Here is a 13309-nt window from a genome sequence, read left to right on the forward strand (position 1 = left end):
ACCGTGAGCACCTCGACTTCTACTCAGCCCGCCGACTCCCGCAGTTTCGGCGAGCGTCTGAAAAGTGTGCCGACGCTGAAAACCCAGCGCATCCTCGCCCTCATCGTCCTCATCGCGCAGGCGGGCATCACCTTTACTGGCTCGTTGGTCCGCGTCACCGGCTCCGGCCTCGGCTGCGACACGTGGCCGTTGTGCCACGAAGGTTCGCTCTTCCCTGTCCCGGGCGCGAACCCGTGGGTGCACCAGCTCATCGAATTCGGCAACCGCACCCTGACTTTCGTCGTGGCTGCCGCGACGATCGTGCTGTTCGTGGCGGTGCTGCGGGCGAATCGTCGTCAAGAAATCATTGCGCTTTCAGTCATCTCCGGACTCGGAGTCGTGGTCCAGGCCATCATCGGTGGAATCTCGGTCCTGCTCGACCTGCGCTGGTGGTCCGTGGCGATCCACTTCCTGCCTTCGATGATCCTCGTGTTTGTCGCGGCTGTGCTCTACATGCGCATCGCGGAACCCGACGATGTCGCCCCCACCCGCCGGTACTCCCCGACCGCACGCTGGCTCGTCGTAGCCGCCGCGGTCGCCCTGTGCCTCGTCCTTGTCACCGGCACCATGGTCACCGGATCCGGCCCCCACGCCGGCGACGCCGCAGCAGGCATGGAGGGACGCCTCGAGCTGCCCACCCGCACGCTCGCCTACGTCCACGCCGCATGCATGTACATCTACCTCGCGTTCACGCTGCTGTCCGTGTACATCCTGCGGCGCAACAACGCCCCGAAAGACGCATTCAACACGTCCCTGGTGCTCGTCGCCATGATCGTGGTCCAGTGGGCCATCGGCGTCGGCCAGTTCTACCTCGGTGTCCCCCGCTGGACCGTGCCGCTACACATCCTCATGTCCGGTGTGGTCGTCGCGTTCACCGCGTTCCTGTTCAGCCACGGCAACCGCCGGCTGCCGCTGCTTGAACCGCACCAATACAACACCGCGACGTCGTAAAGCGCGGGACCGGGCCCCGCTGAACGCGTAGCCTGGGTGGGTATGAAGGCTATCCAGATCACCGAGAACGGCGGACCTGACGTCCTAGTACTTGCGGACGTCCCCGCGCCCACCCCCTCCCCCGACCAAGTGCTGGTCAAGGTCGCCTACGCGGGTGTCAACTACATCGACACCTACTACCGCGAGGGGATCTACCACTCGGAGCTCCCGTTCATTCCCGGACTCGAAGGCTGTGGCGAAGTCGTGGAGGATCCAACCGGCGAGATCGCTCCCGGCACTGTCGTTGCCTGGGACTCCGCACCCGGCTCGTACGCGGAGTACGTGTGCGTCGACCGCAACCGCCTTGTGGCAGTGCCGGACTCGATCCCGGCGAGCGTTGCGGCGACCATGTTCTTGCAGGGAATCACCGCGCACTACCTCCTCTACGGCGTCCGCGACACGAAAGAGGGCGACACGCTGCTCATTACCGCCGGTGCCGGCGGTGTGGGGCTGCTGCTCACCCAGCTCGCAGCGGCGCAGGGTGCGACGGTGTACTCCGTTGTCTCCACCGACGAAAAAGAAAAGCTGGCCTACGATGCCGGCGCCACCGAGGTGTTCCGCTACAGCGACGACCTCGCGGAGATGGTCCGCCGCCGCAACGGCGGCCGCGGTGTGGACGTTGTCTACGACGGAGTGGGCAAAGACACCTTCGGTGAGTCGCTGGAAGCCGTGCGCCCCCGCGGCCTCGTCTGCCTCTTCGGCGCGGCTTCAGGCCCGGTGGACCCGATCGACCCGCAGCTACTCAACACCCACGGATCGATCTTCCTGACCCGCCCATCCATCGGCGCCTACACCGCCACTGACGACGAATTCCGGATGCGCGCGCAGGCCGTGGTCCGCGCAGTGGACGACGGAACGCTCACCCTCCGCGTCCAGGAGCCGTACGCGCTTTCTCACGCTGCCCAGGCCCACAAAGATCTTCAAGGCCGTAAGACGACCGGATCGATCGTGCTTAAGGTCGCCGACTAGCAGGGCCTAGCTGCGCCTAGCGGTGATTAACAGCCCGGGGGCTCATTGCACCCCGCCCCCGTGGGTGCATCTGCGCGGCGCAGCTTCTAACCGACTAGCCCGCCACCGACGATCTCGCCTAGCGTCTCCAGCCCGAAGACAGCGTCCACGGACAGGCCGAGGAACAACGCCGCCAAGTAGTTGTTCGACAAAATGAACAGCTTGAGCGGTTTGACATCGCCACCCGCTTTCACGCCGGCGTGCAAGCGCGTCGCCATGACCAAGAATGCGCCGCCGGACAGCAGCGCCACAGCGAAGTACACCCACGACGCAGCGGGAACGAGCAGCAGCGATGTGATCACGGTCAGCCAGGAGTACAGAACAATCTGGCGGGTGGTGGCCTCTGGCGTTGCCACGACGGGGAGCATCGGCACTTCGGCGCGCTCGTAGTCGTCGCGGTACTTCATCGCCAAGGCCCAGGTGTGCGGCGGTGTCCAGAAGAAGATGATCATGAACAGCACAATCGCCTGCCACCACTGGTCGGCGCTGCCGTCGATGACGTGGCCGCGGATCACTGCCCAGCCGACGAGGACTGGCATGCAGCCGGCCGCGCCGCCCCAAATCACGTTCTGCCACGTCTTGCGCTTGAGCCACTTCGTGTAGACGAAAATGTAGAACCAGTTGGTCAGGACGATGAAGAACGCCGCGAGCCACGAACGGCACACTAACCCAAGCCACAGCACGGATAGCACGAGCAACGCCCACGCGAAGATGCGGGCGCGTTCCTTCGTCACGGTGTGGCGCACGAGCGGGCGTGCGCGGGTACGGCCCATTTTCTGGTCAATGTCGTAATCGACGACCATGTTGAACGTGTTCGCCGCGGCGGCACCCATCCAGCCCCCGAACAGCGTCGCCAGAATCAGCCAGACGTGCACTTCGCCGCGATCAGCTTGCAGCATCGCGGGGATAGCGGCGACCAGCAAAAGCTCGATGACCCGCGGCTTAGTCAACGCGAAGTACGCTTTGACGGTCTCCAACACAACTCCTCATTCAGCGCGGTTTTTTGTTGGGGACTAGTCGCAGCCATGCGCGCATTAGTTCCCGCGCTTATCGACGCCCCGTTCTCTCGTCCTACGCATCCTAGTCCCCGCCAGCACCCGCATGAAATTAACGCGCGAACCCGGCGGGTCCGTTGTTAAATAATCTCTTATGATTCTGCGCCGCTCCTTTCGTCCCGCCGCGTCGGCCGTTGCCCTTCTGACGGCTGGTGCCGTTCTCGCCGGGTGCACCATCGGTGGATCCGGCGACAATAGCGCACACAGCCCGGGCTCCCCCGCTGCTTCGGCGCCGGCTTCCGCGACCTCCCGCGTCGATGAAGCGAAGAGCAGCGCTGAGGAAAGTCCCGCTCCCCACTTCACGGAGGCGTCGGTGACGATCCGGTCCGTCGGCGACATCCTCATCCACAGCGAGGTCTATACCGACGCCGCAACGAACGCCGCGATGAATGCGACAGCAAGCGCCACAGGGGAAGGCGGCACCGCGGCGGCAGGAGGTTACGACTTCGCGCCGATGCTTGCCCCGGTGGCGAAATACATGCGCAACGCCGACATCACCACCGCCAACATGGAGGTGCCCGTCGCGGGGCCGGCCTTCGAGCTGTCCGGCTACCCGGCGTTCAACTCCCCGCCGCAGATTATCGATGCACTGAACGGCGCAGGTGTGGACATCGTCAACAACGCCACCAATCACTCGATGGATAGGGGGACGGGGGGGCGTTGAGGCGTCGACAAGCAATATGCGTGAACGCGGAATGCTGTACATGGGCAGCTTCGCTTCCCCGCAGGATCGTGCGACGCCGCGAATCATCGAGCGCAACGGGCTGAAAATCGGGTTCCTTGCGTACACGTACGGCACGAACGGCATTCCCGTACCCGCGGGCGAAGAGTACTCCGTGAACCTCATCGACCCGGAACTGATGCGCGGCGACATCACAGCGCTGCGCGACGACGTCGACATCCTCATCGTCATCCTCCACGCCGGCGAAGAGTACGAATCGCTGCCGGTCCAGGCGCAGCTCGACGCCGCCGACACCGCCCGCAACGCCGGCGCCGACTTCGTGCTCGGCGGGCACCCCCACATCCTCGAGCCCTTCCAGCGCTACCCAGAAAATGAACCCGGGCTCGGCGTGTGGTTCTCCCACGGTAATTTCCTGCACGGCCAATACGACGAGCGAACCAAGTACGGCGGCATCGGCGAGTACACCATCACCCGCCGCGCCGACGGCACCTTGAGCCTGGGCCGCATCCGTTTCATGCCCACCTACACCGTGGGCATGCCCCACTCGTCCCATTACAAAGTCATTCCACTTGCTGACGCCCGCCATCTCCCCTGGGTCGACGTCGACCAATCCCGCGCCGACATCACCGCCCTCATGAACACCTACACACCCGTCGAGGTCGTCGACTACCTCGACTGAGCTGGAGGCGGGGTGTAGACGAGTTTGCACTGCTGCAGCTCTGCCCACCTGCGGGGCAGGCGACGCGCTGACCCCGGCCCACCACAGTCTTCGACCGAGCTTTGGCAGTAGTGTGTAAGGAGTTAGTTAGCTCCGACACACTGGTAAGCGAGGACACTGTGACTACCTCTTCCGATAACTCTTCCCAGCCGACGACCGGCGTTTCCGACGCCGCAGCGTCGCTCCCCGTCGAGCTGCAGGCCATGACCGTGGCCCGCTATCCGGAGGACTGGACCGCAGAAGACACCCGCGCCGTGGACACTGTGCGCATCCTGGCTGCCGACGCCGTGGAAAACTGCGGCTCCGGCCACCCGGGCACCGCAATGTCCCTCGCCCCGCTGGCGTACACCCTCTACCAGCGCGTCATGCGCCACGACCCAGCTGACCCGCACTGGGCGGGCCGCGACCGCTTCGTGCTGTCCAACGGGCACTCTTCGCTGACGCAGTACATCCAGCTGTACCTCGGCGGCTTCGGCCTGGAAATCGAGGACCTGAAGGCTCTGCGCACCTGGGGTTCCAAGACCCCGGGCCACCCGGAGTACAACCACACCGCTGGTGTGGAGATCACCACGGGTCCGCTCGGCCAGGGCTTGGCGTCTGCAGTAGGCATGGCCATGGCTGCCCGCCGCGAGCGCGGCCTGTTCGACCCGGAGGCAGCTCCCGGCCAGTCCCCGTTCGACCACTTCATTTACGTCATTGCCGGCGACGGTGACCTGCAGGAGGGCGTGACCAGCGAAGCCAGCTCGCTCGCCGGCACCCAGCAGCTGGGCAACCTGATCGCGTTCTGGGACGACAACCGCATCTCCATCGAGGACGACACCCAGATTGCATTCAACGAGGACGTGCTCGCGCGCTATGAGGCATACGGCTGGCAGACGCTCACCGTAGAGTCCGGCGAGGACGTCACGGCCATCCTCGCCGCCGTCGAGCAGGCGAAGGCGGAGACAAGCAAGCCGACGATGATCCGCGTCAAGACGGTCATTGGCTACCCCGCCCCGAACATGATGAACACCGGCGCTGTCCACGGTGCGGCGCTCGGCGCCGACGAGGTCGCGGCAGTCAAGGAGGTCCTCGGCTTCGACGCGCAGGCGTCCTTCCCGGTCGAGGACAACGTCATCGCGCACACCCGCCAGCTCGTCGATCGCGGCGCGCAGGCGCACAGCGAATGGCAGGAGCTTTTCGACGCCTGGGCTACCGCCAACCCCGACCGCAAGTCCCTCTTCGACCGCCTCGCCGCCCGCGAACTGCCAGCAGGCTGGGCTGATGAGATGCCGACGTGGGAGCCGGACGAGAAGGGCATCGCCACCCGCAAGGCCTCTGAGGCAGCCATCCAGGCACTCGCCGCGACCCTGCCGGAGCTGTGGGGCGGCTCTGCTGACCTGGCGGGCTCGAACAACACCCTGATCAAGGGTGAACCGTCGTTCGGCCCGGAGGCGATCTCCACCGACATGTTCACCACCCACCCGTACGGCCGCAACCTGCACTTCGGTATCCGCGAGCACGCGATGGGCTCGATCATGAACGGCATCGCCCTGCACGGCAACACCCGCGTCTACGGCGGCACCTTCCTCATCTTCTCCGAGTACCTCTACCCCGCCATCCGCGTGGCTGCACTGTCGGGTATCGACGGCTACTACGTCTTCACCCACGACTCCATCGGCCTCGGCGAGGACGGCCCGACCCACCAGCCGGTGGAGACCCTGACTGCCCTGCGCGCCATCCCGGATCTCGCGGTCATCCGCCCGGCTGACGCCAACGAAACGTCCGCCGCGTGGAAGGCAGCTATCGAAGCTGACCCGCAGCCGAAGGCGCTCGCCCTGTCCCGCCAGAACCTCCCCGTGCTCGAGGGCACCAAGGAGAAAGCCTTCGAGGGTGTCGCCCGCGGGGCGTACGTCCTTGTCGAAGCGTCCACCGGCACCCCCGACGTGATCCTCATGGGCTCCGGCTCCGAGGTTCAGCTCGCTGTCGAGGCCGCGAAGGTGCTGGAGGCCGACGGCATCGCCACCCGCGTCGTGTCCATGCCGTCCATGGACTGGTTCCTCCTGCAGGACCGCTCCTACATCGACGAGATCATCCCGCGCGACGTCCTCGCCCGCGTCTCCGTCGAAGCAGGTGTGGCCATGCCGTGGTTCCGCTTCACCGGCGACCAGGGCCGCAACGTCTCCCTCGAGCACTTCGGCGCCTCCGCACCGGGCGCTGAGCTCTTCGAGCGCTTCGGCTTCACCACCGACGCCGTCGTCGCAGCCGCACGCGAGTCCCTCGACTCCGTGCGTACCCGCACCGCCGACTCCGCAGCCGACCCGGAGCGTGGCCCGGTGCGCGGGGACGGGGTGTAAAGGGCTGCAGGGAAACGTCGATAAGCGATAAGCGAAAAGGAGAAACCCATGACCGCAATTGACCGCCTCGCCGAAGCCGGCACCTCCACCTGGCTCGACGACCTCTCGCGCGACCGCATCGTGTCCGGCAACCTCGCAGAGATCAAAGCCGCTAAGACGCTCTCGGGCGTGACCACGAACCCCGCGATCTTCGCCAAAGCCATGTCGTCCGGCACCGCCTACGACGAGCAGATCACAGAGCTGAAAGCCGGCCAGATCGGCGTCGATGAAGCCGTCTACGCCATGAGCGTCAAGGACGTGCAGGATGCCTGCGACCTCTTCCTCGACGTCTTCGAAGCCACTGGCGGCCGCGACGGACGCGTGTCCATCGAAGTCGACCCCCGCCACGCCGACGACGAGGAGCGCACCGTCGCCCACGCCAAGGAACTGTGGGAGCTCGTCGACCGCCCGAACGTGATGATCAAGATCCCGGCGACCGACGCGTCGCTGCCCGCGATCACCCACGCGCTCGCAGAGGGCATCTCCGTCAACGTCACGCTGATCTTCTCCGTCGAGCGCTACCAGCAGGTCATCGATGCCTACAAGGCCGGCATCAAGCAGGCCGCCGCGAACGGGCACGACGTATCGAAGATCCACTCCGTGGCGTCCTTCTTCGTTTCCCGCATGGATACCGAGGTGGACAACCGCCTCGACGCCATCGGCACCGACGAGGCGCGCGCGCTCAAGGGAAAGGCCGGCATCGCCAACGCACGCCTGGCGTACCAGCTGTTCCTCGACTCCTTCGGCGACGATTCCGGGCTTCCGGAAGGCGCGAACAAGCAGCGTCCGCTCTGGGCATCCACCGGTGTGAAGAACCCGGACTACCCGGCCGACATGTACGTCACCGAACTCGCCGGGCCCGACACCGTCAACACGATGCCTGAGCCCACCATCGACGCCGTCCTCAACGCCGACAACATTCACGGTGACACGCTCACGGGAACCGCCGACGACGCACGCGAGATCTTCAAGCAGCTCGAAGCAGTGGGCATCGAGCTTGACGACGTCGTCGCCGTCCTCGAACGCGAAGGCGTCGACAAGTTCGTCGAAGCGTGGCAGGAACTGCTCGATTCCATGCTCGAGAATCTGAAATAGCCAATTCCTTCGTCGCGGCCGTCCTTTTAGGGTTTAATCTTCTTAATTGGTAAACGGCCGCGACGTATTTTCGCGGCGGCGCACCTTACTGTCCCGCCCCCCACCAGACGAAAGGCCACCGCCTGTGTCGAATCTGGCACCCGAATGGAAGAACCCCCTCCGCTCCTACGCTGACCGGCGGCTACCGCGGATTGCAGGCCCCTCCGGCATGGTCATCTTCGGCGTCACCGGCGACCTGGCCAAGCGGAAACTCCTCCCAGCTATCTACGACCTCGCCTACCGTGGTCTGCTGCCCGCCGGCTTCACCCTCGTCGGCTTCGGCCGCCGCCCGTGGTCCAAGGAGGAATTCGAGTCCTACGTCCGCGAACAAGTCGAAGTAGGAGCACGCACCGTCTTCGACGAGCACGTCTGGGCTCGCCTCGCCGAAGGCATGCACTTCGTCCAAGGCGCATTCGACGACGACGAAGCGTTCGACAACATGGCCGAGCTACTCGACCACATGGATGCCACCCGCGGCACCGCCGGCAACTGGGCCTTCTACCTGTCCGTGCCGCCCGAGTACTTCGCAGGCGTCATTGACCAGCTCGACCGCACCGGCATGGCGCAGGCAGCGGACGGACAGTGGCGCCGCGTGATCATCGAGAAGCCCTTCGGCCACAACTTGGCCACCGCGCGCGAGCTCAACGAGACAATCAACTCTGTCTTCCCAGAGCGCGCCGTCTTCCGTATCGACCACTACCTGGGCAAGGAAACTGTCCAGAACATCCTGGCCATGCGCTTCGCCAACCAGATGTTTGAGCCGCTGTGGAACGCCCAATTCGTGGACCATGTGCAGATCACCATGGCCGAGGACATCGGGCTCGGCGGCCGCGCCGGCTACTATGACGGCATCGGCGCTGCACGCGACGTCATCCAGAACCACCTGCTGCAGCTCCTCGCGCTCGTCGCCATGGACGAGCCCGTCTCCTTCTCCCCGCGCCAGCTGCGCTACGAGAAGCTGAAGATCCTGCGCGCCACAAAGCCGATCGGCCCCTTCGAGGAGACCACCGCCCGCGGTCAGTACACCGCCGGCTGGCAGGGATCCGAGCAGGTTGTCGGCCTCCGCGAAGAAGACGGGTTCGACCCCGAGTCCACCACTGAGACCTACGCCGCGTGCACCCTCGGTGTGAACTCCCGCCGCTGGGCCGGCGTACCGTTCTACCTGCGCACCGGTAAGCGCCTCGGCCGCCGCGTCACCGAGATCGCCCTCGTGTTCAAAAAGGCTCCCCACGAAGCGTTCGGCCCGGGTCTGACCAGCCAGCTGGGCGCCAACACACTCGTCATCAGGGTCCAGCCCGACGAGGGAATCCTGCTCCGTTTCGGCTCCAAGGTCCCCGGCTCCACCCTGGAAGTCCGCGACGTCAACATGGACTTCTCGTACACCGAAGCCTTCACCGAAGAATCGCCGGAAGCCTACGAGCGTCTCATCCTCGACGCGCTTCTCGACGAAACCGGCCTCTTCCCCACCGCCGCCGAAGTCGAGCGCAGCTGGGAAATCCTCGATCCGATCCTGGACTTCTGGGCTGAGAACGGCCGCCCCGACGAATACGCTGCCGGCACCTGGGGTCCGTCCTCCGCCGACGAGATGATGGCCGCGCACGGCCGCACCTGGCGCCGCCCGTAGTACCGACGCACAAGACGCGAACACTGGCACGACCGCCGGAACGACCACCCGCCCGAACGCAACACGCCCCACCACCGCCACCGCACGCCCCACGAGAAGAGTCCCGCATGATCATCACCATGTCCGACACGTCCACCCGCGAAATCACGAAGCTGCTGCTGGACACTCAAGAAAACTACTCGCTAGCCACCGGCCGCGTGCTCACCCTGATCGTTGTGGCCGACATCCACGACGACGTGGAGTCCATCCTCGACCACGTGCGCACCGCCTCCCATGAACACCCCTCGCGCGTGCTCATGCTCATTACTGGCAACCCCGAGAGCGGAAACGTCCTCGACGCCCAAGCAATTCTCGCGGACGATGCCGGTGCCTCCGAGATCATCGTCATGGATTTGCACGGGGACTTGGCGAACAACTTGGCGTCCGTCGTCACGCCTCTTCTGCTTCCGGATACCCCTGTCGTTGCCTGGTGGCCGTCGACTGCTCCCGCGCGCCCCGCTGAACACCCGCTGGGGCAGCTCGCGCACCGTCGGATCACCAACGCCCGCGAGAACGTTGACGGGAACACGCTCCTGCGGCTCGCCAACGGTTACTGCCCGGGCGATTCCGACATGCTCTGGTCGCGCATCACGCACTGGCGCGGGGTAGTTGCTTCCGCTCTCGACCGTTACCCCCACGAACCTGTCACCGCCGTCGAGATCGACGGCCCCGCGGACGACCCGAGCGTGGACATCGCCGCCGCTTGGCTGTCGTCATGTCTCGACGCGCCTGTGAACAGGATCAGCAGCGAGCAATCCGCCGAGGAGCCCTCACGCCTGTTCCCGGTTCGCCGCCTGACGTTGCAACGCGATTCAGGCCCCGTCTCTGTCAGCGTGAAGGACGACAAGACGATCCGCGTCCGCGTCCCGGGGCTCCCCGATTCCTTCGTGGCCATGAGCACCCGAAGTGACGCCGACTGCCTTTCCGAAGAACTCCGCCACCTTGACCCCGACGGGGCCTATTCGCAGGCGCTGCGCTCACTCTCGGCCGTGAATTTTGTCTAGAGTCATAAGGCAAGCAGTTTTTGAAGGAGCGATAAGAATGATTACCGTCGAAAACGTCCCCAATCTCGATGTGCTTATCGACGAAGCCTCCACCCGCTTCGTCGACACCGTCAGCGAGATCATTGCCTCCGACACCGGCGGCGTGCACGGGGACGGAATCGCGCGCGTAGTCTTCACAGGCGGTGGCGCCGGCATCAAGCTTCTATCACGCCTCGTGCGCGCCAAGAACCTCGACTGGACACGCATCCACGTTTTCTTTGGCGACGAGCGCAACGTCCCCGTCTACGACCCAGACTCCAACGAGGGGCAAGCCCGTTACGCGCTGCTCAACCACGTGAGCATCCCAGAATCCAACATCCACGGGTACCGCCCAGGCAACTTGTCGCTTGAGGACGCCGCCGTAAACTACTCCAACGCCATCCTCCAACACGCTCCCCGCGGTTTCGACCTCCACCTCCTCGGCATGGGCCCCGACGGCCACATCAACTCCCTGTTCCCGTCTTCCGCGCAGCTTGAGGAACGCGAGAAGCTGGTTGTCGGTGTCGCCGATTCCCCCAAGCCTCCCGCGGAGCGTCTCACCCTGACTCTCCCCGCAATCACCCGTGCAAAGCAGGCCTGGCTTCTCGTTTCCGGTTCAGAGAAGGCAGACGCCATCAGCCATCTCGTCGACGGTGAACCTTCCGCTGAATGGCCTGTAACGCTCGTCCCCACAGTGACCGACACCACGCTGTTCGTCACCGACGACGCATTCACTGTGAAATAGCTGTCCCCCTGAGAAGAGCGCTCGCGGTGTCGTAGCCACCAGCTCCGCGGGCATTACTCCGCGCATGACTGTTGGGCCGTGGGGCGTGTTTCTCCCCCCGGCCGTCCCGGCTGTTTTAGCTCGTGCTTCGGATGCGCGGCTACCTCCCGCTTCTATCCGCTATGTCCGTGTCTGTCTGCTGGTCTGCAGATCGATCCTGGCGTTATTCCCGTTGTTTATTCTCGTTGTTTTCCGAACAGTAGGTGCATCGCGCCGTATTGGTGGGTGGTGTTCGGAGCGGGTCTTCCCCTAGGTGATACCCATACGGGGGTCCCTGCTCTGATTTCTATGCGGCCGCGGTGTTTTCGGTTGGGGTTATCGTCGTTGGTGCGGTTGTGGTACCTGCACACCACCGCCAAGTTGTTCATGTTGGTCTGCCCGCCGCGTGACCACGCGGTGACATGATGCACCTCGCAGTTATCGGCGGCGTGCCGGCACCCCGGCACCGGGCATGTTGTGAGTGTTGCTCGGGCAAGGTCACGCTGCTTGGCGTTGGCGAAGCGTTTCGTGTCGTATAGGTTCACCGCACCCGCCTGCGGATGGAAGATAGCTACTTCCAGGTCCTCCCCGTGGAACCGGGCCAAATACTCCGCACCGGTCATGGTTGTGCCGTTAGACAGTCCCAGGATGGTGTCGTTGCCCTCACCACGCAGAATCCTCGTGTGCTCTGTTAACGGGACTACTACCAGTGGGCGGGGTACAGCATCAGCGACACCACCCTCACCGCGCAGAATGTCGGTCAGTGCTTCGTACATTTGTGGGCCTGCCGGACGACCTGGATCCAGGTTCCGGCGCAAGGCGTATTCGAGGGCGGCGATGAAGCTGTCGTCACCGGTGGCGGTAAAGGAGCGTTTGCCTTTCTTCGGTGTGCTGAACCGGACCGTGGACTCCGGGGCGGGTGTGTCAGCATCAGGATCCGGGATGATCGTCTTCGCACGCCGCTTCAATGTGTTGTAGTCCCCATGCACGGACAACAAGGCGAGGCGGAGCCGCCACGTCTCACTTGCCGGTGTGACTGCTTTGAGTTGGTTTTCGATCAACACCAACTGATCCAAAGACTTCCCCGACTCCCGGGCAATCCGGATGGCATGCGCTTGCTTCCGGGTAAACCGGGTTGTGCCGTAGTAGACGGCGTGGACACGCTCCCACTCATCAACAGTGGCGGGTTTGACGCCGGCATCACGAGCAGCCTGACGGTCAAAACCAGCCAGGACATCCAAAGGACTGGCAACAGAAGCGAGAAACGCGTCAAACGTGTTCATGCCCCACACGCTAAAACCCGACAACCACGAAGAAAAGGACACGACCCGAAACCTGTGGATAACCGTGGTGACGTGACAGCGTTCTGTGGAAAAGGAACGCCGTTAAGCATGCCTGATCTGCGGTTCCACAACCCACGAAAAAAGTCCGGGCAAAAAGAAAACGCTCACCGCATCAAGCAAGTGAGCGTTGAACTCCTAAGTCTTGGAGGTCAAATTAGAGGCCGTACGTCTGGATCAGGTTCAGTCCGATGATGCAGACGATCCAGATGATCGCCACGGCAACGGTATAGCGGTCGAGGTTCTTCTCCACGACGGTGGAACCTGACAGGTTGGCTTGGACACCGCCACCAAAGAGGGACGAAAGACCTCCACCTTTACCCTTGTGCAGCAGAACGAAGATGGTCATCAGCAGGGACGCGATTACCAGGATGATCTGCAGGGTGAGGGTCATGAGTGTGCCTCCAAAAAGCGGGTGCTCGGCGTTTACGCCTATCTGGCGGTTAACCGTTCACATATTACATGAACACCCACTCCTCCCCGGCATCGACGTGCGGGCTGGGAAGGGGCGGGAGCGGGT

The 13309-nt window shown here is 64.2% G+C and carries 12 protein-coding genes; 9 read left to right on the forward strand and 3 right to left on the reverse strand.

What is annotated here, in order from left to right; translation table 11 throughout:
* Nucleotides 1–3 precede the first annotated feature (3 nt).
* Both CZ338_RS09440 and CZ338_RS09445 read left to right on the forward strand, forming a co-directional pair.
* Nucleotides 4–990, forward strand: coding sequence for a COX15/CtaA family protein (locus CZ338_RS09440; RefSeq protein WP_087117961.1), 987 nt, complete (start codon nucleotides 4–6; stop codon nucleotides 988–990).
* A gap of 42 nt (nucleotides 991–1032) precedes the next feature.
* A complete protein-coding gene (locus tag CZ338_RS09445; protein ID WP_087117962.1) occupies nucleotides 1033–1998 on the forward strand; it encodes a quinone oxidoreductase family protein in 966 nt (321 codons plus the stop codon).
* Between the two features lie 86 nt (nucleotides 1999–2084).
* On the opposite strand, the gene CZ338_RS09450 is transcribed toward CZ338_RS09445, so the two are convergent.
* The gene (locus CZ338_RS09450; RefSeq protein WP_087118238.1) at nucleotides 2085–3014 is read right to left on the reverse strand and encodes a heme o synthase; all 930 of its coding nucleotides are present in this window, start codon (nucleotides 3012–3014) and stop codon (nucleotides 2085–2087) included.
* Nucleotides 3015–3186: 172 nt separating this feature from the next.
* Here CZ338_RS09450 and CZ338_RS11280 point away from each other — a divergent pair, with 172 nt between their 5' ends.
* From CZ338_RS11280 to pgl, 7 genes are all read left to right on the forward strand, one after another.
* Nucleotides 3187–3756, forward strand: coding sequence for a CapA family protein (locus tag CZ338_RS11280; RefSeq protein WP_087117963.1), 570 nt, complete (start codon nucleotides 3187–3189; stop codon nucleotides 3754–3756).
* Between the two features lie 16 nt (nucleotides 3757–3772).
* Nucleotides 3773–4453, forward strand: coding sequence for a CapA family protein (locus tag CZ338_RS11285; RefSeq protein WP_087117964.1), 681 nt, complete (start codon nucleotides 3773–3775; stop codon nucleotides 4451–4453).
* A gap of 242 nt (nucleotides 4454–4695) precedes the next feature.
* Nucleotides 4696–6828: a transketolase gene (gene tkt / locus CZ338_RS09465; RefSeq protein WP_087118239.1), complete on the forward strand. Its 2133-nt coding sequence runs from the start codon at nucleotides 4696–4698 to the stop codon at nucleotides 6826–6828.
* A 48-nt stretch (nucleotides 6829–6876) separates the two neighbouring features.
* The gene (tal, locus tag CZ338_RS09470; protein ID WP_087117965.1) at nucleotides 6877–7962 is read left to right on the forward strand and encodes a transaldolase; all 1086 of its coding nucleotides are present in this window, start codon (nucleotides 6877–6879) and stop codon (nucleotides 7960–7962) included.
* A 124-nt stretch (nucleotides 7963–8086) separates the two neighbouring features.
* Nucleotides 8087–9625: a glucose-6-phosphate dehydrogenase gene (gene zwf / locus CZ338_RS09475; protein WP_087117966.1), complete on the forward strand. Its 1539-nt coding sequence runs from the start codon at nucleotides 8087–8089 to the stop codon at nucleotides 9623–9625.
* A gap of 107 nt (nucleotides 9626–9732) precedes the next feature.
* On the forward strand, nucleotides 9733–10668 hold the full coding sequence (locus CZ338_RS09480; RefSeq protein ID WP_087117967.1) for a glucose-6-phosphate dehydrogenase assembly protein OpcA: 936 nt from the start codon (nucleotides 9733–9735) through the stop codon (nucleotides 10666–10668).
* A gap of 37 nt (nucleotides 10669–10705) precedes the next feature.
* Complete coding sequence (gene pgl, locus CZ338_RS09485) at nucleotides 10706–11431, forward strand: 6-phosphogluconolactonase (RefSeq protein WP_087117968.1); 726 nt, start codon at nucleotides 10706–10708, stop codon at nucleotides 11429–11431.
* Nucleotides 11432–11646: 215 nt separating this feature from the next.
* Here pgl and CZ338_RS09490 read toward each other — a convergent pair whose 3' ends face one another.
* Both CZ338_RS09490 and secG read right to left on the reverse strand, forming a co-directional pair.
* The gene (locus CZ338_RS09490) at nucleotides 11647–12732 is read right to left on the reverse strand and encodes an HNH endonuclease signature motif containing protein (RefSeq protein WP_143341300.1); all 1086 of its coding nucleotides are present in this window, start codon (nucleotides 12730–12732) and stop codon (nucleotides 11647–11649) included.
* A gap of 214 nt (nucleotides 12733–12946) precedes the next feature.
* Complete coding sequence (secG, locus tag CZ338_RS09495) at nucleotides 12947–13183, reverse strand: preprotein translocase subunit SecG (protein ID WP_087117970.1); 237 nt, start codon at nucleotides 13181–13183, stop codon at nucleotides 12947–12949.
* Between the last annotated feature and the right edge of the window lie 126 nt (nucleotides 13184–13309).

Source organism: Corynebacterium urinipleomorphum (assembly GCF_900155535.1).
Lineage (GTDB): Bacteria > Actinomycetota > Actinomycetes > Mycobacteriales > Mycobacteriaceae > Corynebacterium > Corynebacterium urinipleomorphum.

Excerpts from the sequence above, each read along its gene's own strand:
- CZ338_RS09490 (WP_143341300.1), bottom strand. The coding sequence starts at position 12,732 with ATGAACACGTTTGACGCGTTTCTCGCTTCTGTTGCCAGTCCTTTGGAT.
- tkt (WP_087118239.1), top strand. The coding sequence starts at position 4,696 with ATGACCGTGGCCCGCTATCCGGAGGACTGGACCGCAGAAGACACCCGC.
- CZ338_RS09480 (WP_087117967.1), top strand. The coding sequence starts at position 9,733 with ATGATCATCACCATGTCCGACACGTCCACCCGCGAAATCACGAAGCTG.
- CZ338_RS11285 (WP_087117964.1), top strand. The coding sequence starts at position 3,773 with ATGCGTGAACGCGGAATGCTGTACATGGGCAGCTTCGCTTCCCCGCAG.
- CZ338_RS09445 (WP_087117962.1), top strand. The coding sequence starts at position 1,033 with ATGAAGGCTATCCAGATCACCGAGAACGGCGGACCTGACGTCCTAGTA.
- tal (WP_087117965.1), top strand. The coding sequence starts at position 6,877 with ATGACCGCAATTGACCGCCTCGCCGAAGCCGGCACCTCCACCTGGCTC.
- CZ338_RS11280 (WP_087117963.1), top strand. The coding sequence starts at position 3,187 with ATGATTCTGCGCCGCTCCTTTCGTCCCGCCGCGTCGGCCGTTGCCCTT.
- pgl (WP_087117968.1), top strand. The coding sequence starts at position 10,706 with ATGATTACCGTCGAAAACGTCCCCAATCTCGATGTGCTTATCGACGAA.
- secG (WP_087117970.1), bottom strand. The coding sequence starts at position 13,183 with ATGACCCTCACCCTGCAGATCATCCTGGTAATCGCGTCCCTGCTGATG.